The sequence below is a fragment of the Paraburkholderia sp. J7 genome, assembly GCF_905220155.1.
Classification (GTDB): Bacteria; Pseudomonadota; Gammaproteobacteria; order Burkholderiales; family Burkholderiaceae; genus Paraburkholderia.
This window is the reverse complement of the sequence record NZ_CAJMYZ010000017.1, coordinates 39,672-62,420: the sequence shown is the minus strand read 5'-3', so window position 1 is coordinate 62,420 and position 22,749 is coordinate 39,672. Positions and strand designations below refer to the sequence as shown.

The 22,749-nt window shown below is 66.5% G+C and carries 19 protein-coding genes; 10 read left to right on the top strand and 9 right to left on the bottom strand.

Going from position 1 to position 22,749, the window contains the following annotated elements; genetic code table 11:
• Positions 1 to 6 precede the first annotated feature (6 nt).
• Positions 7 to 1,143 carry a CaiB/BaiF CoA-transferase family protein gene (locus U5A58_RS25870; RefSeq protein ID WP_321916139.1) on the top strand — a complete coding sequence of 379 codons (1,137 nt, stop codon included), beginning with the start codon at positions 7 to 9 and terminating at the stop codon, positions 1,141 to 1,143.
• Positions 1,144 to 1,277: 134 nt separating this feature from the next.
• Here U5A58_RS25870 and U5A58_RS25865 read toward each other — a convergent pair whose 3' ends face one another.
• Positions 1,278 to 2,105: an IclR family transcriptional regulator gene (locus U5A58_RS25865; protein WP_321916138.1), complete on the bottom strand. Its 828-nt coding sequence runs from the start codon at positions 2,103 to 2,105 to the stop codon at positions 1,278 to 1,280.
• Positions 2,106 to 2,124: 19 nt separating this feature from the next.
• Positions 2,125 to 3,546, bottom strand: a complete 1,422-nt coding sequence (locus U5A58_RS25860; protein ID WP_321963587.1) for an aldehyde dehydrogenase family protein — start codon at positions 3,544 to 3,546, stop codon at positions 2,125 to 2,127.
• 285 nt (positions 3,547 to 3,831) lie between these two features.
• Between U5A58_RS25860 and U5A58_RS25855 the strand changes: the two genes are divergently transcribed.
• Positions 3,832 to 4,728, top strand: coding sequence for a TauD/TfdA dioxygenase family protein (locus tag U5A58_RS25855; protein WP_321916136.1), 897 nt, complete (start codon positions 3,832 to 3,834; stop codon positions 4,726 to 4,728).
• A gap of 51 nt (positions 4,729 to 4,779) precedes the next feature.
• Here U5A58_RS25855 and U5A58_RS25850 read toward each other — a convergent pair whose 3' ends face one another.
• On the bottom strand, positions 4,780 to 5,583 hold the full coding sequence (locus tag U5A58_RS25850; protein ID WP_321916135.1) for an IclR family transcriptional regulator: 804 nt from the start codon (positions 5,581 to 5,583) through the stop codon (positions 4,780 to 4,782).
• 198 nt (positions 5,584 to 5,781) lie between these two features.
• On the opposite strand from U5A58_RS25850, the gene U5A58_RS25845 reads away from it, so the two are divergent.
• The 8 genes from U5A58_RS25845 (at position 5,782) to U5A58_RS25810 (ending at position 13,256) form a co-directional block, all read left to right on the top strand.
• Entirely contained in the window at positions 5,782 to 6,714 is a 933-nt protein-coding gene (locus U5A58_RS25845) for an SDR family oxidoreductase (protein WP_321916134.1), read from the top strand.
• A 3-nt stretch (positions 6,715 to 6,717) separates the two neighbouring features.
• Positions 6,718 to 7,161: a Zn-ribbon domain-containing OB-fold protein gene (locus U5A58_RS25840; RefSeq protein WP_321916133.1), complete on the top strand. Its 444-nt coding sequence runs from the start codon at positions 6,718 to 6,720 to the stop codon at positions 7,159 to 7,161.
• The gene (locus tag U5A58_RS25835) at positions 7,158 to 8,309 is read left to right on the top strand and encodes a thiolase C-terminal domain-containing protein (RefSeq protein ID WP_321916132.1); all 1,152 of its coding nucleotides are present in this window, start codon (positions 7,158 to 7,160) and stop codon (positions 8,307 to 8,309) included. Before U5A58_RS25840 ends, U5A58_RS25835 begins: the two co-directional genes overlap by 4 nt.
• A gap of 83 nt (positions 8,310 to 8,392) precedes the next feature.
• The gene (locus U5A58_RS25830) at positions 8,393 to 9,961 is read left to right on the top strand and encodes an acyl-CoA synthetase (RefSeq protein ID WP_321963586.1); all 1,569 of its coding nucleotides are present in this window, start codon (positions 8,393 to 8,395) and stop codon (positions 9,959 to 9,961) included.
• Between the two features lie 50 nt (positions 9,962 to 10,011).
• A complete protein-coding gene (locus U5A58_RS25825) occupies positions 10,012 to 10,455 on the top strand; it encodes a MaoC family dehydratase N-terminal domain-containing protein (protein ID WP_321916130.1) in 444 nt (147 codons plus the stop codon).
• An 11-nt stretch (positions 10,456 to 10,466) separates the two neighbouring features.
• Complete coding sequence (locus U5A58_RS25820; RefSeq protein WP_321916129.1) at positions 10,467 to 10,883, top strand: MaoC family dehydratase; 417 nt, start codon at positions 10,467 to 10,469, stop codon at positions 10,881 to 10,883.
• Between the two features lie 7 nt (positions 10,884 to 10,890).
• Positions 10,891 to 12,018, top strand: coding sequence for an acyl-CoA dehydrogenase family protein (locus U5A58_RS25815; protein ID WP_321916128.1), 1,128 nt, complete (start codon positions 10,891 to 10,893; stop codon positions 12,016 to 12,018).
• Between the two features lie 8 nt (positions 12,019 to 12,026).
• The gene (locus U5A58_RS25810) at positions 12,027 to 13,256 is read left to right on the top strand and encodes an acyl-CoA dehydrogenase family protein (RefSeq protein WP_321916127.1); all 1,230 of its coding nucleotides are present in this window, start codon (positions 12,027 to 12,029) and stop codon (positions 13,254 to 13,256) included.
• Between the two features lie 170 nt (positions 13,257 to 13,426).
• Here U5A58_RS25810 and U5A58_RS25805 read toward each other — a convergent pair whose 3' ends face one another.
• The 6 genes from U5A58_RS25805 to U5A58_RS25780 all read right to left on the bottom strand — a co-directional run bounded on the left by U5A58_RS25805 (position 13,427) and on the right by U5A58_RS25780 (position 22,727).
• Positions 13,427 to 14,257 (bottom strand): SDR family NAD(P)-dependent oxidoreductase, encoded by an 831-nt coding sequence (locus U5A58_RS25805; protein WP_321916126.1) that lies wholly within the window; start codon positions 14,255 to 14,257, stop codon positions 13,427 to 13,429.
• Positions 14,258 to 14,377: 120 nt separating this feature from the next.
• Positions 14,378 to 15,565, bottom strand: a complete 1,188-nt coding sequence (locus tag U5A58_RS25800; protein ID WP_321916125.1) for a lipid-transfer protein — start codon at positions 15,563 to 15,565, stop codon at positions 14,378 to 14,380.
• A 429-nt stretch (positions 15,566 to 15,994) separates the two neighbouring features.
• Positions 15,995 to 18,763, bottom strand: coding sequence for a LuxR C-terminal-related transcriptional regulator (locus tag U5A58_RS25795; protein WP_321916124.1), 2,769 nt, complete (start codon positions 18,761 to 18,763; stop codon positions 15,995 to 15,997).
• Between the two features lie 165 nt (positions 18,764 to 18,928).
• Positions 18,929 to 19,945: an acyl-CoA dehydrogenase family protein gene (locus U5A58_RS25790; protein ID WP_321916123.1), complete on the bottom strand. Its 1,017-nt coding sequence runs from the start codon at positions 19,943 to 19,945 to the stop codon at positions 18,929 to 18,931.
• A 12-nt stretch (positions 19,946 to 19,957) separates the two neighbouring features.
• Positions 19,958 to 21,118 (bottom strand): acyl-CoA dehydrogenase family protein, encoded by a 1,161-nt coding sequence (locus U5A58_RS25785; protein ID WP_321916122.1) that lies wholly within the window; start codon positions 21,116 to 21,118, stop codon positions 19,958 to 19,960.
• Between the two features lie 37 nt (positions 21,119 to 21,155).
• Positions 21,156 to 22,727, bottom strand: coding sequence for a long-chain-fatty-acid--CoA ligase (locus tag U5A58_RS25780; RefSeq protein WP_321916121.1), 1,572 nt, complete (start codon positions 22,725 to 22,727; stop codon positions 21,156 to 21,158).
• Positions 22,728 to 22,749: the final 22 nt, after the last annotated feature.

Genomic DNA, 22,749 nt, shown 5'->3' with positions numbered 1-22,749 from the left:
CTCATCATGCAAGAAAATCACACGGGCCCGCTCGCAGGCCTCAAGGTCATCGAACTGGCCGGCATCGGCCCCGGTCCGATGGCGGCCATGCTGCTGGCCGACCTCGGCGCGGAAGTCTTGCGCATTGACCGCCTGGAACCCGCCGACCTCGGCGTCAAGAAGCCGCTCAAATACAATCTGCTGGCGCGCAACCGCAAGAGCATCGCACTCGACCTGAAAGACCCCGAGTCGATCGAGTTGGTGCTTAAGCTCGTCGAGGGCGCCGACGTGCTGCTCGAAGGCTTCCGGCCCGGCGTCACCGAGCGCCTCGGCCTCGGGCCCGAGGCCTGCCAGGCACGCAATCCGAAGCTGGTCTACGGCCGCATCACGGGCTGGGGCCAAACCGGTCCGCTCGCGCCAGTGGCCGGCCACGACATCAACTACATCTCGCTCACCGGCGCACTGCACGCTATCGGCGCCAAGGGACAGGCGCCCGCGATTCCGCTCGCGCTTCTGGGCGACATGAGCGGCGGCGTATACATGGCGCTCGGCATCCTGGCCGCCATCTACGAGACGCGCGCATCGGGCAAGGGACAGGTGGTCGATGCTGCCATCTCCGACAGCACCGCTCACATGGCCACTGCCTTTTACGGCATGGTCGCGGCCGGACAATGGGACCTCGAGCGGGGCAACAACGTGCTGGACTCGGGAGCGCACTACTACAACTGCTATCAGTGCGCGGACGACCGCTGGATCTCCATCGGCCCCATCGAAGCCCGGTTCTACGCGCAGTTGCTGGAAAAGCTCGACCTCGACCCGTCGGCGCTTGGCGCGCAGAACGACAAGGCGACATGGGATCAATCACGCGAAGTGCTCGCAAAGATCTTTCGCAGCAAGCCGCGCGACGCATGGTGTGCGCTGCTGGAAGGCACCGACGTCTGCTTCGCGCCGGTACTGACTTTCGCCGAGGCGCCGGAGCACGCGCACCTGAAGGCCCGCGGCACCTTCGTGGAAATCGGCGGCGTCGTGCAGCCCGCACCGGCGCCGCGCTTCAACCGGACGCCGGCTGGCACGCCCACTGCACCGCAAGCGCCCGTCACCGAAGAGCTTTCCCGCGTTCTGGCCGGGTGGTTGCCGCAGGAAACGCTGAATACCCTGCATTAAGCATTACGTCTGGAAATGCTCATCGCCCTCACGCGCAAGCGGAGGGTGATATCTTCAGGATGCCGAAGTAGCGGTTGATTCTTCGTCCGCGAAGGGATGCGCGGACGATCACAGCGGATTTTCCGATCGGGCCTTCAGAGCGGTTCCAGCGCCTCGTCCGCCCGTTCTAGCCGCGCGGCGAGCCGTAATAGCGCGGGCCCGTGGCGGGCGGCCAGTTCCTCCGCGGATTGGGTTGCCAGAGGAATGGCGAAGCTGACTACACAACCCGGCACTTGGCGGCTCCGTACCGGCGCGGAGAGGCCAACCGGTCCGTCCGGCCTTTGCACGATACAGAATCCTTGCGTCGCAACAGCATGAAATGCCGTCCCCATCTCCGCGTGTAAGGCGTCCCACGCCGTGCCGTGACGCCCCGCGAGCCATGCCAACTGCTCCTCGCGCTCACGCTCAGGCAGGCCGCCCAGCCAGGCCCAACCGGCCGAGCTGCCCGTGAGCGGCACCCTCGCGCCCGGCACCACCACGCGCCTGGCACTGCCCGCGCTGCCACGCACGAACTCCACGATGACCATTTCGTCCACGTCCGCGACGGAGAGGCCAACGTTCACCCGCTCCTCACGCGCCGCTTGCGCCAGCAATCCGGCTGCCACGTCCAGCAGCGGCACCTGCAAGCGAAACGCCAGCCCGAGGCTCAGCGCCACGGCGCTCAGGCGGTAGGCCTGCTGGCCTGTGTCGTACTGGAGGAAGCCGTTATCGACAAGCGTGCGCGTCAGCCGGCTGACCGTCGGACGTGCCAGCCCGGTACGGTCGGCCAGTTCGGCGTTGGTCAGCGCGGAGGTGCCAATGCGGAACGTACGCAGCAATTGAAGGCCCCGCGCCAGCGAGCGGCTGCCGGGCGTGCTGCGCACGAAGCGGCCCGACTCGCGGGAGAGCCGCCGTGTCGACGGCACATCGTCGCCGCTACGCATGGCTCTTTCTGCTTTCCCGTCAGGCCGTCACCGACTTGTGCTCAAGATACTCGGCGAGACCGTAGGTGCCGAGTTCGCGTCCGTTGCCAGAGCGTTTGTAGCCACCGAACGGCGCTGCGTAATCGGCAGACGCGCCGTTGATGCGCACCGTTCCGGCACGCAACTTGCCGGCCACGCGGCGCGCGCGCGCCGCGTCCTTCGACCAGACGTAGGCCGCGAGGCCATACTCTGTATCGTTGGCGATGTCGATGGCCTGCGCCTCTCCGTCGTAGGGAATCATGGTCAGCACCGGGCCGAAAACCTCCTCGCGCGCGATGACTGCTTCGTTACTGACGTTCGCGAAAATAGTCGGGCGTACGAAATAACCTTTATCGATGCCAACCGGGCGGCCAATGCCCCCGGCCACCACCTGCGCACCTTCCTCGATGCCGATGCCGATCATGCGCTGCACCTTCTCGAACTGTGCGCGGTTGGCGACCGAGCCGACCTTGCTGTCGTCCTGCATCGGGTCGCCCACCTTGAGCGAGTCCGCCACCGCCGCCGCGATAGCCGCCGCCTCGTCGTGAAGGTGGCGCGGCACCAGCATCCGTGTGGGCGCCACGCAGGTCTGGCCCGAGTTGATCATGCAACTGATTACGCCATCGGTCACCGCTGCCTTGAGGTCGGCGTCGTCCAGAATCACGTTGGGCGACTTGCCGCCCAACTCCAGCAGCACGCGCTTCACGCTATTGGCCGCCGCCGCCGCGACGGCAGTGCCCGCGCGGGTTGAACCGGTCAGCGAAATAACGTCGACGTCATGGTGTGCCGAGAGCGCAGCGCCGACATCCGGGCCGAGACCATAGATCATGTTGAAAGCGCCGGCGGGGACGCCGGCGTCATGCATGACCTCCGCAATGATGCGTGCGTCCAGCGGCGCCAGCTCCGACGGCTTGAGCACCACCGTGCAGCCGGCCGCCAGCGCGTAAGCGACCTTGCCCATGATCGCGCCGGCCGGCCAGTTCCATGGCGTGATGAGCGCCGCGACGCCGATGGGCTCGCTCACCACCTCCGCGCGGCCGATCTTGCGCTCGAACTCCATCTCCTTGAGCGCCGCGATGGCCGACTCGAGCATCATCAGCCCGAGCGGAGCCTGACGCGTCTTGCAAAGCCACATCGGCGCGCCAATTTCCTCGTGGATCGCGGTCGCGATGTCGTCGATGCGTGCCTCGTAGCATCTGACAATGCGCGCCAGCAAAGCGAGGCGCTCCTCGCGGCTGGTCGACGACCACGACGGGAACGCCGCGCGCGCCGCACTAACGGCGCGATTAACGTCTACTACGGTGCCGAGCGCGAGCGTGCCGATCACAGCCTCGGTGGCCGGATTGACGATCTCGGTCGTTGCCGCACCTGGGGCGGGCGCCTGCCAGGCGCCATCGATATAGAACTCGCTGAGCTTGTACATGTTCTGAGCCTTGTCTCTGTCTTCCTGGACCGGCATCACGCTGGAAAAGGCGGGCCGGACAAATCGAATCACGGCATGACAATGGCATGCCGCTGCCGTTACAGCATGCACCCTGTCGCCCTGATACTCCCCACCCCGTCAAAGGGGGGTAAGCCACCCCACTATCCGGCCCAGCGTGTGCGGACCGCGAGAATTTCAACGAGCGAAATTCGCGCCTTGTCCCCGGGGCGGCCCACAGCGACCATGTTCATGCAACCGCAATGAACACCGACAGGAGACAAAAACATGCAGCCCACCGTAACGCTCACGCCAGTTCCGCTGTCCGCCCCCGATGCGCAATCGTGGCCGTTCTCGGTCGAGCCGGTCACGCCGGTGATCGGCGCCGAAATCGGCGGCATCGACCTGAGCCAGGTCGATGAGACGACGGTGCAGGCCATCCGCCGCGCACTGCTCAAGTACAAGGTTCTGTTCTTCCGCGACCAGAACATCACGGCCGAGCAGCACGTTGCGCTCGCGCGCCGCTTCGGCGAACTGGAAATTCACCCGACGATTCCGCACCATCCCGAGCACCCGGAACTGGTCGTCTTCGGCCGAGACGGCACCACACGCGGCCGGGAGAACGTCTGGCACTCCGACGTCTCGTGGCGCGAAATTCCGTCGATGGGGTCGATCCTGCGTTGCATTGAATGCCCGAAGGTCGGCGGCGACACGTTGTGGGTCAACATGGTCGCGGCTTACGAGAACCTGCCCGAGGCCGTGAAGGCCCGCATCGCGAACCTCCAGGCCGTGCACGATGGCCTGCCTGGTTTCACGTTGACGCCCGAGCGTCGCAAGACCTTCCACAACGACTTTCCGCCACAAACCCACCCGGTCGTGCGCACCCATCCGGAAACCGGCGAGAAGATTCTGTTCGTCAACGAAGGCTGGACCACGCACCTCGCGAACTTCCTCCAGCTCGAACCGTATCGCGTGGGCTCCGATGCCCGCTTCGGCGAACTCGACTTGCTGGCCTACCTGTATCGCCAGGCCAGCCAGCCCGAATACCAGGTGCGCCTGAAGTGGCGTCCGAACACGATCGCATTCTGGGACAACCGCGCGACGCAGCACTATGCCGTGTCGGACTACTTCCCGGCTGTGCGGCATATGAACCGGGCGACGATCATCGGCGACAGGCCGCGCTGATCCGTACCGCCGTCGGTGCGTGCGGGCGATCATGGCAGCAGCGGAGAGAACCTACGCTGCCGCGAAATCGGCCCACGCCGCGCGCATGGCGTCGGCCAGGCCGAGCAGCACCGGCACGAAGTGCGCGATGAGCGTCGTGTAATCGTTGTCCGCGGCCGAAAAGCTGATGCCCGGCGTGTAGATGACGCCATACGGCCCCGCCACCGCCGTGGCAATCCCCTCCGCGCCCAGCATCGCGCCCGAACGGCAATAGCCGCGTGATGCGTAAAGGGCGATCGATTCGTCGATCGCCGCCGAGTACCTGGGCCACTCCGCACCGCATTCGTCGGCGAGCGCCGCCAGCACCGTCTTGCGCCGTGGCGCCTGCAATGCGGCAAGCCAGGCATGGCCGATCGAACTGGTTTCCATGGCAAAGCGTGTGCCTGGCGCAGCTGTCCGCCGCAGGGGCCCGCGGCCCTCGCGGATCGTTGCCAGGTAAACCATCGACAGGCCGTCTGCCGCCGACAGCGACACGTTCACACGCTGCGACACCGCCACTTCACGCAACAGCGGCAGGACAGTCGCCAGTTCGGTGCGCCCAACCTCGAACGAGCGCCCGAGGCTCAGGCAAACCGGCGCGAGGCGGTAGCCCCGTGAGGCGGGGTCGTACTCGAGATATCCCTCATTCACCAGCGAATGCGTCAGCCGGCTCACCGTGGCCTTGGGCACCCCCGTACGCTCGGCAATTTGCGCGTTGCTCAGCATCGGGGCGCCCCCGAGAAACACGCGCAACAGGCCGAGGCCGCGCGCGAGCGTCTGGCTGCCCGGCGTCATGCGGCTGAAGGCATCTCCGTCTGTTTCATTCTCCGATTTCATGGCTGTTTCGGCCGTCCGGCACGGAAGCGGTCAGTCTCCGATGTTTCGATTATTGAAACGCGATTATTGCGACCGCCAAGTGCGGCGGTCAATACTGGAATCGCGCCGTTTGGCAAGCCCCGACCCGCTTCGGGCGCCGCCTGCGTGCACCCGATCAGCCTGTCACGGCATTCAGAGGAACAACAGAGGAGCATCAGCATGACCCAGCTTTGCAAGGATCGCATCGTCATCATCACGGGCGCCGGCCGCGGCATCGGCCGCGAGTACGCGCTGGAATTCGCGCGCCAGGGCGCAAAGGTCGTCGTCAACGACCTCGGCGTAGCGGGAGACGGCAGCGGCAACGATGTCGGTCCCGCCCAGGCGGTGGTGGAGGAAATCCGCGCGCTCGGTGGCGAGGCGCTCGCCAATACCGACGACATCTCTGACTGGGACGGCGCACAGCGCCTCATCCAGTCAGCCATCGACACGTTCGGCGGCCTCGACGTGCTGGTCAACAATGCCGGCATCCTGCGCGACAAGACCCTCGTCAACATGAGCATCGAAGAATGGGACTCGGTGATCCGCGTGCATCTGCGCGGCACGTTCTGCCCGATGCGCCATGCCGCCGCCTACTGGCGCGACGAGGCCAAGGCTGGCCGCCAGCGTGCGGCACGCGTGATCAACACGAGTTCGTCGTCGGGCCTCTACGGCATCGTAGGCCAGACGAACTATGGCGCGGCCAAGGCCGGCATCGCCAACATGTCGATCGTGGCTGCCCAGGAAATGGGCCGCTTCGGCGTGACGGTGAACGCGATCTATCCGACCGCGACGAGCCGCCTGACGGAGGAAGTGTTCAAGAAGGCCGGCATGGTTGCCGAAGTGGGCAAGTTCGACGCGTTCGATGCGGCCAACGTGGCGCCGCTGATCGTCTGGCTCGGCAGCGCGGAATCGTCGGAAGTGACCGGCCGTGTGTTCGGCGTGCGTGGCGGCTCCATCACCGTAGCGGAGGGCTGGTCGGCGGGCCCGTCGATCGACAAGGGCAGCCGCTGGGAGCCGTCGGAACTCGGCGCCGTGGTTCCGGGCCTCGTCGCCCGAGCCGCCGCAAACGCCAATACGTCTGGCAAGCGCCCGTCCGCAAAGCAGGAGGCCTGAACGATGACGGCCCCGAAGTCCGCGCCGGCCAAGCCGGCGCCCGTGCCCATTCCCGGCACCCTGCCGTTCTGGGCGGGCACACAGGCGGGCGAATTGCGCCTGCAACACTGCGCCAGCTGTGCGAAGCATGTCTTTTATCCGCGCACGCATTGCCCGTCGTGCGGTGCAGAAGCGCTGTCGTGGGTGAGCGTGAGCGGCCGCGCCACGCTGTACTCGTATGTCATCAGCCACATGGCGATGCCCGGCTGGCAAGGCGAGACGCCCTACGTAATCGCCGTGGTCCAGCTCGAGGAAGGGCCGCGCATGATGTCGAACCTGGTCGGCGTGCCCGTCGATCCGCGGCACCTGGAACTCGACATGCCGCTGGAGGTGGTGTTCGAGGCCCGCGGCGAAATGATGCTGCCAATGTTCCGCCCGGCCGGCGGCGGCAAGGAGAACGTTCAATGAGCCGCTCGACCCAGACCATCGCGATCGTCGGCGCAGCCGAAACCGAACTGGGCGTGCTGCCGCAACTTTCCGAGATGGAGTTGCGAGCCATCGCCGCGCACCGCGCCGTGGCCGAGGCCGGCCTGACGCTGGCCGACGTAGATGGCGTGACGAGCGCCGTCGACAACCCAATCGACGTGGCCCACTACCTCGGCATCGAGGCGCGCTGGTTCGACGGCACGAACGTCGGCGGCTGTTCGTTCATGATGAGCGTGCGCCATGCCGTGGCGGCGATCCGCGCGGGCCACGCATCGGTCGTGCTCGTCACGCATGGCCAGTCGGGCCGATCGCGCGTGGGCTGGCCGCCGCGCTCGGTGGCGCCGTTCTCCATGCAAGGCCAGTTCGAGCTGCCATACGGCTCGGGTGGTCCGCCCAACACGTTCACACTGCCGTTCCTTCGCTATGCGAAGGAAACCAGCACGACGCTCGAGCAGCTCGCCGAAGTGGTGGTGGCACAGAGCCACTGGGCCGAGGGCAATCCGCTTGCCGCGCGCGGCAAGCGCCTGACGGTCGACGAGGTGATGTCCGCACCGATGATCGCCTGGCCGTTCACCAAGCTCGAATGCTGCGTGGTGACCGACGGCGGCGGCGCGCTCGTGATCACCTCGGCCGAGCGTGCGCGCGACCTGAACACGGCGGGCAAGCCCGTCTACATCCTCGGTACCGGCGAGGCTGGCGAGTCGTCGCTGATCTCGCAGATGGAGGACTTCAGCCACTCACGCGCATTCCGCGACTCGAGCCGGCATGCGTTCGCCGAAGCCGGGCTGACGCCGAAGGACATTGACCACCTGATGGTCTACGACGCGTTCGCGCACCTGCCGCTGTACGGCCTCGCCGACTGCGGCTTCGTCGAGCACGGCGAGGCCGGCCGCTTCGTCCAGGAAGGACATACGCGTCCGGGCGGCAAGCTGCCGATGAACACAAACGGCGGCGGCATCCTCTACACGCACACTGGCATGTACGGCATGTTCGCCATCCTTGAAGCGGTGCGCCAGTTGCGCGGCGAAGCGTTCCGCCAGGTGGACAATGTCCGCACGAGCTTCGTGCAGGGTGTGGGCGGCATGTTCACGGCGGCATCATCGCTGGTGCTGTCGAACCAGCTCAACTAGCACACGAAGAGAAGATCGCGCGTTGCGGCCCCATGTCCGTGAGCACGGATAGGGGCCGCCGGCGCACAATGGAGACACTTTCCATGACCGACCAGAACTGGTCTTATCTGGGCGACCGTGCCCGCCTGCACCCCGAGCGTCTCGCCGTCATCAATGGCGGCACCGGCGCCAGCCTGAGCTACGCGGAACTCGACCAGCGCTCCAATCGGCTCGCCCACTACCTGTGGGGTATCGGCCTGCGCCCCGGCGACCACATCGCGATGGTGCTGGAAAATAACATGCGTTGCTTCGAGATCGGTTGGGCGGCATTGCGCTCGGGTCTGAAACTGACGCCCGTCAATCGTTTCGTGACTCCAGACGAGGCCGCATACATCATCGCGGACAGCGAGTCGAAGCTCGTCATCAGCTCGTACGGCATGCGCGAACTGGCCGAGGGGCTTAGCAGCCGCATGCCCGATTGCCTGGGATGCCTGATGGTCGACGGCACCATCGACGGCTGGGCCAGCTACGAGGATGCCGTGGCGCCCTGCTCCGCCGAACCGCTGGCCAACGAAGTGCTGGGCGCACTGATGCTCTACAGTTCCGGCACCACCGGCCGCCCCAAGGGCATCCTGCGCGACCAGCCGTCGTATGACGTGCGCGAGTTCGTCGACCCCTTCCGCCGCAAGCAGTTCACCGAATATGGATTCTTCGACGGCATGGTGTACCTGTCCACCGCGCCGCTGTATCACTCCGCACCGCTCGGCTGGGCGCTGCAGATCGGGGCAGTCGGCGGCACCGTGGTGTACATGGAGAAGTTCGACGCCGAACAGGCGCTCGCGCTGATCGAACGCTACCACGTCACGCACAGCCAGTGGGTGGCCACGATGTTCGTGCGCCTGCTCAAGCTGCCCGACGCAACGCGCAACGCGTACGACCTGTCGAGCCTGCGCTTTGCCACGCATTCGGCGGCGCCGTGCCCGAAGGACGTCAAGCTCGCCATGATCGACTGGTGGGGGCACATCGTCCACGAATACTTCGGAGCGACCGAAGGCAACGGCATGACCATGATCGACAGTGCCGAGTACCTGGCGCATCCTGGCTCGGTCGGCCGAGCGAGGGTGGGCAAGCTGCACATCTGCGACGACGACGGCAACGAACTGCCGCCGGGCCAGAGCGGCTTGATCTATTTCGAGCGGGACCGGCAGCCTTTCATCTACCACAACGATCCGAAAAAAACGAAGGGCGCCCAGCATCCCCGGCATCCCAGCTGGACCGCCGTGGGCGACATGGGCTACGTGGACGACGAGGGCTACCTGTACCTGACCGACCGCAAGACTTTTATGATCATCTCGGGCGGCGTGAACATCTATCCACAGGCCATCGAGGACGCGCTCGTCACGCACGAGAAGGTAGAGGACGCGGCGGTCATCGGCGTGCCCGACGCGGAGATGGGCGAGTCGGTCAAGGCCGTCATCGAGCCGGCCGCCGGCGTGGTTCCGTCGCCGGAACTGGCCGAGGAACTGATCCGCTACCTGCGCGGCAAGGTTGCGCGCTACATGGTTCCGAAGTCCGTGGACTTCATCGAGAAGCTACCGCGCCTGCAAACCGGCAAGCTCTACAAGCAGGAGCTGCGCAAGCGCTACTGGGAAGCGGCAGGCAAGTCCGTCTAAGGCCCACGCGCCGCGAAGCGCTCGCCATCATTGAATCAATTGGAGACAACGTGTTTGACAAAAACCTGATCGGCCATTGCTTTGGCCAGCGCAGCATCACCGTGGAAACCGGTGCTGTGCAGGACTACGCCCGAGCCATCGGCGAGTCCAACCCCGTCCACTTCGACGTGGCCGCCGCCCGCAATGCCGGCTATCCGTCGGTGCGCGTGGCGCCGGCCTACTTCTTCTGCCTCGAAAGCAAGCTCGGCATTGCAGTCAAGGTCAAGGAACTGCTCAATTTCGACGTGCGCCGCATCCTGCACGCCGAGCAGTCGTTCGAGTATCACGCCCCCGCCTTCGCCGGCGACACGCTGACCTTCGAAACGAAGCTCGTCGACATCTACGACAAGAAGGGCGGCGCGCTCGAATTCTTCGTCACGGAGTCACGCATCACCAACCAGAACGGCGTGCATGTCGCCAACGTGCGCAAATCGCTCGTGCAACGCCCGCTTTAAGGAGACCTCGCATGCAATCGAACCTGGACTCGCTCAACGCCGGCGACGCCATCCCTGCCCTGCAACTCGCACCGATCTCGCGCACCACGTTGGCGCTGTATGCCGGGGCATCCGGCGACCATAACCCCATGCACATCGACATCGACTTCGCGCGCAACGCCGGGCTCGACGACGTGTTCGCGCACGGCATGCTGTCGTGCGGCTACGTCGGGCGCCTCGTCACCGACTGGGCCGGCCCGGAGCGCGTGCGCTCGCTTTCCGTGCGCTTTTCAGGCATCACCCATGTGCATGACCAGCCGCATCTGTCAGGCAAGGTCGTCGAACGCTTCGAGCAGGACGGCGAAACGCGCCTGCGCATCGAAGTGAATTGCGCCAACCAGAATGGCGAAGTCAAGATCAGCGGCGAAGCTGTCGTCAGCGTGGCCTGAGGCAAGCATGAACTTCGACTTCAACGAAGACCTGCACATGCTGCGTGAACAGGCGCGCAGGATGTTACAGCAGCAGTGCCCGGCGACCGCCGTGCGGCAGGTGCTCGAAGGCAAGGATGCTTTCGACCGCAAACTCTGGCAGGAAATCGCGCAGCTCGGCTGGACCGGCGCGGCGATCCCCGAGCAGTTCGGTGGCGCCGGTCTCGGCTATGAGGGACTGTGCGTCCTGGCCGAGGAACTCGGCCGCGTGCTGGCGCCGGTGCCTTTCGCATCGTCGGTCTATCAGGCCACCGAAGCGATCCTGACCCATGGGAGCGACGCGCAGAAAGCCGCATGGCTGCCGCGCCTCGCCAGCGGCGAGGTCATTGGCACGTTCGCGCTCGCTGAAGGGCTGGGCAATCCCTCCGCCTCTGCTGTGCGTGCGCATGTCGAAGGCGGACGCCTCTACGCAACGAAATGGCCCGTGGTGGACGGCGGCATCGCCGACTTCGCCGTCGTGGTCGCCAACGACGAAGCTGGCGCTCCGGGACTCTACCTCGTGGATCTCGCGGGCGAAGGCGTCGCGCGCTCACCCCTCGAGAGCGTCGATCCGACCCGCCCGCAGGCAAAGATCGTCTTCGACGCCGCGCCGGCCGAGAAGCTCGCGGGCGGCAAGTCCGGCTGGGCGGCAGTCGAGCGCCTGCTGTGCAAGGCGGCCGTGCTGCTCGCCTTCGAGCAGATCGGCGGCGCCAGTGCCTGCGTCGAGATGGGTACTGCGTACGCGAAGGAGCGCATCGCCTTCGGCCGTCCGATCGGCTCGTTCCAGGCCATCAAGCACAAGCTCGCGGACATGTACACGGCGGCCGAGCTGGCGCGCTCGAACGCCTACTATGGCGCCTGGGCGCTGGAGGCCGATGCGCCCGAACTGCCGCTGGCCGCCGCGGCCGCGCGCGTCTGCGCCACCGACGCGTACCGCTTCGCATCGCGCGAGAACATCCAGACCCACGGCGGCATGGGCTTCACCTGGGAACTGGACTGCCACCTGTACTTGCGCCGCGCCGGCATGCTCGCCACGCAACTGGGCAGCGTGACGTACTGGAAGGACCTGCTGGTCACGCAGTGGGCCGCGCACGACGTGGCCGCCACCGCCAACTGAGGACTGCCATGGATTTCAACGATACCCCCGCGGAAGCCGCATTCCGGGCCGAGGCCCGCCGCTTCCTCGAAGCCGGCGCGCCGCGACGCCGCAACGACGTGGTGCAGTCACGCCAGCGTTACGTGGCGGACACCGAGGGCCTCGCCCGCGCGAAAGACTGGCAGCGCCGCAAGGCCGAAGCAGGCTTTGCCGCCATCACCTGGGACAAGCGTTGGGGCGGCCGCGGCGGCACGGCAATAGAACAGGTGATCTACAACGAAGAGGAAGCCGCTTACGACGTCAACGCGACGCCGTTCGGCATCGGCCTCGGCATGTGCATCCCGACCATGATTGCCTATGCGACGCCGGCCCAGCTCGATCGGCACGTCGCTCCGGCGCTGCGCGGCGATGAAATCTGGTGCCAGCTCTTCTCGGAGCCGTCCGCCGGTTCCGATCTGGCCGGACTGCGCATGCGCGCCGAGCGCGACGGCGACGAGTGGATCGTCAACGGGCAGAAGATCTGGACCTCCGGCGCTCACCACGCCGACTACGGGTTGCTGCTCACGCGCACCAATCCGGACGCGCCCAAGCACGCAGGCATCACCGCGTTCTTCGTCGACATGAAGTCACCGGGCATCGAGGTGCGCCGCATCCGCCAGATCTCGGGCCCTTCGCACTTCTGCGAAGTGTTCTTCACCGACGTGCGCATTCCGGACGCCCAGCGTCTCGGCGAGATCAACGGCGGCTGGAAAGTCGCGCTGACCACGCTGATGAACGAGCGTCTCGCCGTCGGCGAGGCGCCGCGTCCGAACATCGACGACATGCTCGCACTGGCGCGCCAGTGCGACGTCGACGGCATGCCCGCGCTCGAGCACGCCGCGGTGCGCGGGCGACTCGCCGACTGGTACGTCCGTTCGCAGGGCGTCAAGTACACGCGCTTTCGCACCATGACGCGCCTTTCGCGCGGACAGACGCCGGGGCCCGAGGCGTCGGTGTGCAAGGTGGTCAGCGTCGGGCTGCTGCAGGAGATGGCCGATTTCGGCATGGACCTCGCCGGTCAGGCCGGCGCCGTAATGGACGCCGAACTCGCGCCGATGCAGGCCTGGTACCAGACGGCCATGCTGTACGCGCCGGGCTCGCGCGTGGCGGGTGGCACCGACGAGATCCTGCGCAATATCATCGCCGAGCGCGTGCTCGGGCTGCCGGGAGACGTGCGCGTGGACAAGGATGTGCCGTTCAACGCGGCAAGCGCACGTTGATACGCCCCGTGCCCACGCGGCGCGGTCCGCTGCCGTCGACGGAAGCGGACCGCACAACCGTGGGCCGGCTCACCTCACGCGACGCGGCGCCACCAAACGAAAACGCCACACCGCGAAGGTGTGGCGTTCTCTTTGCGCTTGAGCTACGGCCGCGCTGGAAGGTGGGCGCGTCAGAAGCCGCCGCGGCCGCCTCCGCAGATCAGCGTCTGGCCCGTCACATAATTCGACTCGGGGATGCAAAACATATACACCGAGCCGGCTGCCTCCTCGCAGGTCCCCATGCGACCGAACGGAATCGTTGCCTGCCCGGCGGCGTGCTTGTCCGCGGGAACACCCACCTTGATCTGACGACCATCGACATCCACGTAGGTGTCTTGCGTCACAGCCTGCGTGAGACGCGTCTCGATGGCGGCGTAGGCTACCACGTTGACGTTGACCTTCAGGCGGCCCCACTCCTTCGCGAGTGTCTTCGTCATGCCGATGATGCCCGCTTTGGCAGCCGAGTAGTTCACCTGGCCCGGGTTGCCCTGCGTGCCACCGATCGACGAAATGTTCACCACCTTGCGGAACACTTCGCGACCGGCCTCGGCGTCCGCTTTGGCGGCCTCCTTGAAGTAGGGCTGCACCGCGCGCAACAGGTTGAACGGCGCCTTCAGGTGGCAGTCGATGATCGCGTCCCACTGCTCGTCGGTCATCTTCTGGATTACGTTGTCCCAGGTAAAGCCGGCGTTGTTGACGATGATGTCGATGGCGCCGAACTTGTCGAGCGTGGCGTTGACGAGGCGCGTGCCGAAGTCCGGGGCCGTCACGTTGCACGCAAACGCCAGCGCCTGGCCTCCCGCGTTTTCGATCTCGGCCACGACTTCGTTCGCGGGCGCGGCGTCGAGGTCGTTGACGACCACGCGCGCGCCCTTCGATGCGAAAAGCAGTGCGATGCTGCGGCCGATGCCGCGGCCAGCGCCAGTGACGATGGCAACCTTGCCTTCGAGGGTTCTGTTCATGATTGCGTATCTCCTTTCATGCGTATATATCGGGCCGCCGCTGGGAGCCCGTGACCAGCAATGGTCGGCGTCCCCGCCTCCGAGCCCTGGACAGGCGACGCGCGGGGGCCGCGGGGAAAATCAGTTCTTGCCGTACAGCGTCACCACGCAGGCGCCGCCGAGGCCAAGGTTGTGCTGCAGCGCGAGCTTCGCGCCGTCCACCTGACGCCGGTCGGCCGTGCCTCGCAGTTGATGGGTCAGCTCGTAGCACTGCGCGAGGCCCGTGGCGCCGAGCGGGTGGCCCTTCGACAGCAGGCCGCCGGACGGGTTGGTCACGACCTTGCCGCCATAGGTATTGCCGCCGTCCATGACGAACTTCTCGGCCTCGCCAGTCGGGCAGAAACCGAGACCTTCGTAGGTCAGCAGTTCGTTGTGCGCGAAGCAGTCGTGCAGTTCGCACACCTTGATATCTTCGGGGCCGACGCCGGCCTTCTCGTACACTTCCTTCGCGGCTGCACGCGTCATGTAGCCGCCCACGTAGGAGATCAGCGAGGGTGGATCGAACGACTCGGCCGGATCGGTCGTCATCGACTGGGCGAGGATCTGCACGTCGGTGCGGATGCCGTGCTTCTTCGCGAAACGCTCCGACACGATCAGCGCGGCGGCCGCGCCGCAGGTCGGCGGACAAGCCATCAGGCGCGTCATCACGCCCGGCCACACCACCTTGTCGTTCATCACGTCATCGGCCGTCACCACGTTCTTGAACAGCGCCAGCGGATTATTGGCGGCGTGGCGGCTAGCCTTGGCGCGGATCTCGGCGAAGGTACGCATGCTGGTGCCGTACTTGCGCATATGCTCGCGGCCCGCGCCGCCGAAGCCGCGCAAGGCCTGCGGCACGCCTTCCGCGTCGGCCGTCAGGTTCCACAGGACCGGCAGAAAGCGCTCGCGGGTGGGCGGGCGGTCGTCCCAGTGGCTCTTCAGCGCGCCGGCCTGCATCTGCTCGAAGCCAAGCGCCAGCGCACAGTCGGTCGCGCCGCTCTCGACGGCCTTGCGGGCGAGCCACAGGGCCGTGGAGCCCGTCGAGCAGTTGTTGTTGACGTTGACCACCGGAATGCCCGTCATGCCGACCTCGTACAGCGCGGTCTGGCCCGACGTGGAGTCGCCGTACACATAGCCGACGTAGGCTTCCTGGATCAACTCATAGCCAATGCCGGCATCCTTCAGCGCAAGGCGAACGGCCTCGGCACCCATCTGGGTGTAGCTCGGGCTCGCGCCCGGCTTGCTGAAGGGAATCATGCCGACGCCGCCAACAATGACTTTGTCGCTCATCTTGATGTCTCTCGGGTAGGGCAGCCTGCGGGCCGGGAGTGGACACCGCATCGGCTGCCGGATCAGAAGCGTCCGCCGGCCTCTTGCGAAGGCGCGGCGACCGTGATGGCATCTTCAATGACGACCGGGACATTGGGAGCAACCCACCGTGGGGGGGAAGCCGGGGGGCTTGGGGGGTGTTGCCGCCATAGGGCATCGAGGGGGTGGCCAGGATCGGCCAATGGAGAATCGCGCAGCCGGGATGGACGGATGGCCGTCCATGCAGCAGGTCGTTGGCTGTCCCGACTTCAGACGGCGACCGTCAGCCGTCGCCGCAGGTTCGCGCTCCGTCCGGTCGGCGGCCGACCCGGACGGGATTCATGGCGGGCATCCCGGAGCACTGCGGGAGTTCGGCGCCAATCGTCGGGAATGGCGAACGGGAAGCGGGGCCTATCCCTGGGATTCAGCCTTCAGCGCCCGCAGCCGGGCGGCCGCGTCGTTGCGGCTACCCACTTCCAGCTTGTTGAAGATGTTCTTCAAGTGCCACTTGACCGTTTCGGGCGTGATGTTGAGCATGGCCGCGATCTTCTTGTTGGGCATGGCCTGCGCCACCAGTTCGAGGATCTCGCTTTCGCGCTCGGACAGCGCTTCGCGCAAAACCCGAGGCGCTGCCGCGGGTGCCGCCTTGCGCGCCTGCGGTACACCGGTGGCATCCATCAATCTCTGAAGATAGAAGCAGAGGACGGGGTCGAGGTTCTCGCGCTGCCTCAATGCCGACAGCAGTGCCGGAGCCTGCGGCGAAGCGTCGATCAGCGTGCGCACGAGGCCGAGCCGATGACCGAGCCTCACCGCTTCGAGCAGATGCTCGTCGGACGACAGCGCATTACCGCAGTGCTGTTCGGCGATCGCCAGCAGGACGTGCAGGGTCGCGACGAACCGCCATCTCCCAGCCTTCTCAGCGACGGCGAGCAACGACAGCGCTCGGGCGCGCATCTGGAAATGGTCGTTGCGATGCATGCAGAGATCGAGATGCGCGCGGCCGGCGCAAAGCCACAGATCCAGCGTGAAGTTGTGCGAAGCATCGGTGTATTGCGCGGCGAGCAAATCGAGGCGATCGAGCGAGCCCTCCGCAAAGTCCGGCTCCCCTTCCTGAAGGTAGATGCGCACGCGCAAGGCGAGCACGTAGGCCTGCAAGCGGTCCAGCCGGTTGCGCAGCGCGTAGTCTTCCAGACGCTCCAGCGTGGCGTGCGCGTCTAGCGGACGGCCCGCGATCCAGTGCCCGAGGGCCAGCGGGGCCAGTGCGCGAAGCACCGTGTCGGGCATCGAGACGCGCTCGAGCACGTCGATGCGTGTGCCGAGCAGGCTGCACAGCGCGTCGATATCGCTGAGTTCGTACAGGATCTCGGCCAGCAGTCCCGCTGCGAGGCTCGCGACGCCGATATAGCCGGGGCCGAACTTCTCAGCGCTGTCGAGGACCGTGCGCAAGATGGTACCGGCCCGCGCGATCTGGCCTTCAAGCACGAAGCTCATGGCGGTCACGCAATCGGCAATCAGCCCGGCGCGGATCGACTTTTCGGCCCACGATTCATCCTGCAACACGCGCCGGCCGTGGGCAAAATCGCCGCAGAAGATGTATATCATTCCGAGCAGATTGGCCCGCGTGGCGGCCTCCACTTGATCGAGGCCATCAGGCGTGTCCTGAACCTGCGGGAGCAGCGTGGCGAGCGCGCTCACATCGTCCGAATACAGCGCGAAGGCTGCGCGCAACAGGGTGACGGCGTAGCGCTGGCGCTCGTCGAGTTGGCCGCGCGCCGCCTCGCGCTCCAGTTCATCGAGCGTCTCCGTGACCAACTCGAAATCGTGAGCGAACAGCCGCAAATACGATCGCAAGATGCGCAATCTGAACCGCCGCCGCACCTGTTCGGGCGGCAAGCGGCGCATGAGCGCGGCCATCTGCGACAAGTGGCCGTGTTCCATCAGTTCGGGGATCCGCTGCTCGACCAGATCGGCCGCCGCTTCGCACTCGCCCGCTTCCACCGCGTGGCGCACCGCCTCGTCGAGGTAGCCGCGCGCTTCGAACCAGCGCCACGCGGTCGCATGCATGGCCCGCAGATCGGCTTCGGGCCATTCGAGGCAACGCGCCTGCAGCACCTCGCGTATCAGAGGATGAAGCCGATACCACACCTCGTGGTCGCGCGTGTCATGCCGCGTCAGGAAGAGGCCGCCCCCCTCGAGATGCATCAGGTGCCGCATCATCCTCGCAACGGCGTGCGGCATCCCCATCAGTGTCGCGCAGAGCGCCGGGCTGACGCTCTCGCAGACCGAGATGCGTACGAGTATCTGCAGATCCTCTTCAGGCAGGCTGCCAAGCACCTCATGCTCGAAGTACCTCGCAAATGTCTGCGTATCGCGCACCGGCACCCGCTCGCCGCGCTGCCGGCGCTGCGTCTTGAGATCGACCGCGAACAACTGCAGGCCGGCCACCCAGCCTTCCGTGAGATCGTGCAGCCGCCGTGCTTCGCGCTTGTCGATGTCGCTCACGTAGTTTTGCAGGTACCGCTCCGACTCGTCCGGGCTGAAGGCCAGGTCGCGAGCGCCGATCTCCAGCATCTGGCCACGCGCATTCAGGGCGGCCAACGGCAGCGGCAACGCCGCGCGCGTGCCGAAAGCCAGACGGAGGTTGGGCGGTGCATATTCGACCGCGCAGCGCAGGGCCTCCACGATAGACGGGTTGTGCAGGTAATGCACATCGTCCAGCATCAGCACCACGTCGCGGCAATGCCGTCCGACACCCGCCAGCAGCGCGAGCATCAGCCGCTCGCTCGCCGCCTCGTCGCTGTCGCGTCCCACCAGCAGTGCGGCGTCACGCACGAGGCCAGGGTCGACCTCGGCGATGCTCGTTAGCAAATCATCGAAGAATCGGCTGGAGTCATTGTCCGCGGGGGTCAATGTCAGCCACGCGACGTCCGTATCGAGTCCCAGAAGGCGCTTGCGCCAAGCGAGGAGCGTGCTGGTCTTGCCGCTTCCGGCAGGCCCTTGCACGACGATGCCACGCCGTTCGCGCGCCTCCATCAGGCGATTCATCAGCGTGTCGCGCGGCATCAGCCGGCGCTCTCCGCGCGGGGGAAGCAGCCGCGAGCCGGCGAAGGAAGAGGCATCGCAGGCACCGGTATTACCGGCCTCCGGCGAGATGCCGGTCACGGTATCGGATGCGGACATGGCAGGTTCAGAACAGTGATGCGAAAACGATGGCGCCGCAGAAACGCCCCCGCAATTATAGCTTGGCGGCTGCGTCCGGCTCTGCGCGGGACGCACTGTGGCGCAATACGACCGGCGCGGGGTCGGCAAGCCCTCTGCGCCGGTCAGCAGCGGCCTCGAATGAACTCACGCGGCCGCTGCGCCGGCGGTGAGCCTCGTGCGAACGAAGTCCACCACCGGCAGGCCCTCTTCCGCCAGCACGGTGCGCCCGAGTTGCTCCGCGCAACGCACGCCGGCGCCGCTGCTCCGGGATTCATGCAGGCGTCGCGTGAACAAGCCCAGTTCGTGCTCCTCGGTCATGCCGATCGCACCGTGCACCGCATGTGAGATCGCCGCCACGCGGGCCGCTGCCTCCGACGCACGCAGCATGGCCGTGGCCGCCAGCAACGGATCGGGCAGAAAGCTCGCGCTCGAGCAACCGATGCGCGAAGCCATCTCGGCGGTGGCGGCCTGCGATGCCAGCACGGCCACATCTTGCTGCACTGCCTGGAACTTGCCGATGGGGCGCCCAAACTGCTTGCGGTCGTTGGCATAGCGCACCGTCAGGTCGGTCACATGGGCCATTGCGCCGGCCATCGCCGTAGCTTGCAGCACGTTGCGGATGGCCTCGCCGTCGGCACATTGCACCGGGAAGCGCACGAGTGCTTCTCGCCCCGTGCTCCAGCGCAGCGTGTCCGCCGACATCGTCGGACGGTACGCGCCCGGCGTGAAATGCGCCGCGTCGCGCACGAGCAGCAGCCATTCGCCGGCGCGGCTGACCAGCACGAACTCGGCCAGCGCGGCATCCTGCACGTCATGGCAGACCACGGCCTCGCCATCGGCTTCGGCCGCCGGCGCAACGACGATGCAGCCGCCGCCCGGCTGATGCCCGGCCGACGCCAGCAGCGCGCGCGCCACGGCCGTCTCTGCGAACGGCAGACTCAGTCCGGCGCGGCCGGCGGCGAAGAACAGCGCGTGCATGTCGGCGAGCGACAGACCCGCGCCGCCGGATTCAGCCGGCACCAGCGCATCGGTGTAGCCGAGCGCGTCGATGCTCTGCCACAGCGCCTCGGCCCCTTCGCCTGCCTCGACACGGCGCAGCGCCTCGACGGTGCACAGTTCGCGTAGCGGGCGCTCGAAGCCGCCCAGGATGGAATCAGTCATGGTGTCACTCAATCAACGAAGTCCAAGGCCGCGGGAGATGATGCCGCGCATGATGTGGCGAGAGCCGCCGCGGATCGAAAAGACCGGCGCGTACTGCGTCACGTAGGCAAGCGCCAGAGCCAGTTCGCGCGACGGGCGGAAGCTCTGAATGCTTGCGTTGGCCTCGGCGATCCAGCTGGGCACCTCCTGCTCGAACTCGGTGCCGAGATCCTTGACCAGCGATGCTTCGAGCTCCGGGTTCTTGCCGGCGTCGAGGCATGCGCAAACACCCAGCGACATGGCGCGCAACACGGCCAGGCGACCCGCGATACGACCCGCGACATCGACCACGATGGACGGCGGGTTCTCGATCGCGCGCATCTCGTCCAGCCAGATGTCGGCAAGCACCACACTCGAATAGATACGCTCGCAGCCACTGCGCTCGAAGGCCAGCTCGGCGGTCACCTGGCTCCAGCCGTCGCCTTCCTCGCCGATCAGCGCGTCAACCGGTACGTCCACGTCCTCGAACAGCACTTCGCTGAACTCATCCTCGCCGACGATGTTGAGGATCGGGCGCACGCTGATGCCTGGCGTCTTCATGTCGAAGATCAGTTGCGACAGGCCCTTGTGGCGGTCCTCGGTTGTGCCCGACGTGCGCACCAGCGCGCACATGTGGCTCGCGCGGTGGCCGTTGGTCGTCCAGATCTTGCGGCCGTTGATGCGCCAGCCGGTTTCGGTGCGCACTGCGCGTGTGCGCACGCTGGCGAGGTCGGAACCGGTGTCGGGCTCGCTCAGACCGATGCCGAACACGATCTCGCCGGCGCGAATGCCGGGGATGTAGCGTGCCTGCTGCTCCCTCGTGCCGTAGCGCGCGATCAGCTGCGCCGTCTGGCGGTCGGCGGTCCAGTGCGCGACGACGGGTGCGCCGAACGCCAGCACTTCCTCGGTGAACACGAAGCGCGCGAAGTGGCTACGCCCGTCGCCACCGACTTCGGGCGGCAGGTTCATGCCGATCCAGCCCTTCGCGCCGAGCGCACGGGTGAGGTCGGCATCGTAGGCGCCAATGCTGCGAGCCCGCAAATGCGGGGGATAGTCGCGCAGCTCGCTGTGCAGGAATGCCCGCACGGGTGCGCGCAACGCTTCGTCTTCCGGCGGAATGCTCGCCAGCGACAGCGTCGAAAGTAGAGAAGTCAAAGTAGCTCCTGGAATGATTGATCAGGAATGCTGCGCATCACGCAACGCTGCGCGCGCGGTCGCTCCAGAAAGGCTTGCGCAACTCGCCCTTGAGCACCTTGCCGACGCTCGACAACGGCAACGTGTCGCGAAACTCCACGCTGCGCGGGCACTTGTAGCCCGCAATGCGCTCGCGGCAATGCGCAATGATTTCCTCGGCGCTCACGTTCATGCCGGGCTTGCTCACGACGACCGCGTGCACCGACTCGCCCCACTTCTGGTTGGGCACGCCGATCACCGCGCACATGGCGACCGACGGGTGGCTGGAGACCGCGTTCTCGACCTCAGCCGAATACACGTTCTCCGCGCCGGTGACGATCATGTCCTTGAGCCGGTCGACCACGTAGATGAGGCCCTCTTCGTCCATGTAGCCGCTGTCGCCGGTATGCATCCAGCCATTGCGGATCGCTTCGACCGTGGCTTCGGGCTTGTTCCAGTAGCCGAGCATCACCGTGCCGCCGCGCGCGACGATCTCGCCGACTCCGCCGCGCGGCAGCTCCGCGCCGTCCGGCCCGACGATACGCACCTCCACCGACATCAGCGGCTTGCCAGCGGCGCGCGCTTTGCCGCTCGCGAAAGCCTCTTCGGTGTGAAACTCGGGTCCGAGAATCGTGCACGTGGCGGACAGCTCGGTCATGCCATAGCCCTGCATGAACGCGACGCCTGGAAATGCGGCCCCAACGCGCCGCAAGAGCGTCTGCGAGATGGGCGAGGCGCCATAGGCAATGAGCCGAAGCGAGCTTAGGTCCAGTTCCGCCGCTTCGGCCGGGTTCCCGGCCATCCAGTCGACCAGCATCTGGATCATGGTCGGCGCGAGCCCGATCTGGTTGACGCGCTCGCGGGCGATGGCGTTGAGCGTGGCCTGCGGATTGAAGCCCGGCATCACGATTTGCTGCGCGCCCGAGGCGAACAGTGCGTTGGCCGCGGCAAAGGCGGCCAGGTGGAACATCGGCATTACGTGCAGGAACACGGCTTCCGCACCGCAACGTCCCGCGAGGATGGCGGCCATCGCCGTCGTCGTCAGGTTCGCATGCGACAGCATCACGCCCTTGGGGAAGCCGGTCGTGCCGCCGGTGTAGAAGATGCCGGCAAGGTCGTCGCCGTGGCGCCAGGCGTCCTCCACCGGCTCGCTGGCGTCGATCAGCGTTTCGTATCCGTGCATGTCATCGGGGACGGGGCCGTCCCCCGCGTAGATCACGTGGCGCACGCTCGGCGCGCCGGCCTGCAGCGCGGCGGCGAGGCCCTTGAAGGTCTCGTCGACGATAAGGATGCTGGTGCCCGAATCGTTGAGCGCGTAGAGCATTTCCGCCTGGCTCCAGCGGATGTTGACCGGATTCAGCACGCCTCCCGCCCAAGGCACGGCCAGGTTGTACTCGAGATAGCGGGCCGAATTGAGCGAGAGCATCGCAACGCGCTCGCCGTCCATCACGCCGAACTGGCGCAACGCGCCGGCCAGACGCGCCACGCGCGCGCCGAGCTGCCGGAAGGTGACGCTGTGGTCGCCAAAGCGGATCGCAACGGCGCCAGGACGTTGCTGGAGGGACCGGTGCAGTCCCTGGGTCATGTACATGTTGATCTCCGCGGGCCGCGGC

Excerpts from the sequence above, each read along its gene's own strand:
- U5A58_RS25790 (WP_321916123.1), bottom strand. The coding sequence starts at position 19,945 with ATGACTGATTCCATCCTGGGCGGCTTCGAGCGCCCGCTACGCGAACTG.
- U5A58_RS25860 (WP_321963587.1), bottom strand. The coding sequence starts at position 3,546 with ATGTACAAGCTCAGCGAGTTCTATATCGATGGCGCCTGGCAGGCGCCC.
- U5A58_RS25840 (WP_321916133.1), top strand. The coding sequence starts at position 6,718 with ATGACGGCCCCGAAGTCCGCGCCGGCCAAGCCGGCGCCCGTGCCCATT.
- U5A58_RS25865 (WP_321916138.1), bottom strand. The coding sequence starts at position 2,105 with ATGCGTAGCGGCGACGATGTGCCGTCGACACGGCGGCTCTCCCGCGAG.
- U5A58_RS25820 (WP_321916129.1), top strand. The coding sequence starts at position 10,467 with ATGCAATCGAACCTGGACTCGCTCAACGCCGGCGACGCCATCCCTGCC.
- U5A58_RS25835 (WP_321916132.1), top strand. The coding sequence starts at position 7,158 with ATGAGCCGCTCGACCCAGACCATCGCGATCGTCGGCGCAGCCGAAACC.
- U5A58_RS25800 (WP_321916125.1), bottom strand. The coding sequence starts at position 15,565 with ATGAGCGACAAAGTCATTGTTGGCGGCGTCGGCATGATTCCCTTCAGC.
- U5A58_RS25830 (WP_321963586.1), top strand. The coding sequence starts at position 8,393 with ATGACCGACCAGAACTGGTCTTATCTGGGCGACCGTGCCCGCCTGCAC.
- U5A58_RS25810 (WP_321916127.1), top strand. The coding sequence starts at position 12,027 with ATGGATTTCAACGATACCCCCGCGGAAGCCGCATTCCGGGCCGAGGCC.
- U5A58_RS25855 (WP_321916136.1), top strand. The coding sequence starts at position 3,832 with ATGCAGCCCACCGTAACGCTCACGCCAGTTCCGCTGTCCGCCCCCGAT.
- U5A58_RS25850 (WP_321916135.1), bottom strand. The coding sequence starts at position 5,583 with ATGAAATCGGAGAATGAAACAGACGGAGATGCCTTCAGCCGCATGACG.
- U5A58_RS25870 (WP_321916139.1), top strand. The coding sequence starts at position 7 with ATGCAAGAAAATCACACGGGCCCGCTCGCAGGCCTCAAGGTCATCGAA.
- U5A58_RS25795 (WP_321916124.1), bottom strand. The coding sequence starts at position 18,763 with ATGTCCGCATCCGATACCGTGACCGGCATCTCGCCGGAGGCCGGTAAT.
- U5A58_RS25805 (WP_321916126.1), bottom strand. The coding sequence starts at position 14,257 with ATGAACAGAACCCTCGAAGGCAAGGTTGCCATCGTCACTGGCGCTGGC.
- U5A58_RS25780 (WP_321916121.1), bottom strand. The coding sequence starts at position 22,727 with ATGTACATGACCCAGGGACTGCACCGGTCCCTCCAGCAACGTCCTGGC.
- U5A58_RS25845 (WP_321916134.1), top strand. The coding sequence starts at position 5,782 with ATGACCCAGCTTTGCAAGGATCGCATCGTCATCATCACGGGCGCCGGC.
- U5A58_RS25815 (WP_321916128.1), top strand. The coding sequence starts at position 10,891 with ATGAACTTCGACTTCAACGAAGACCTGCACATGCTGCGTGAACAGGCG.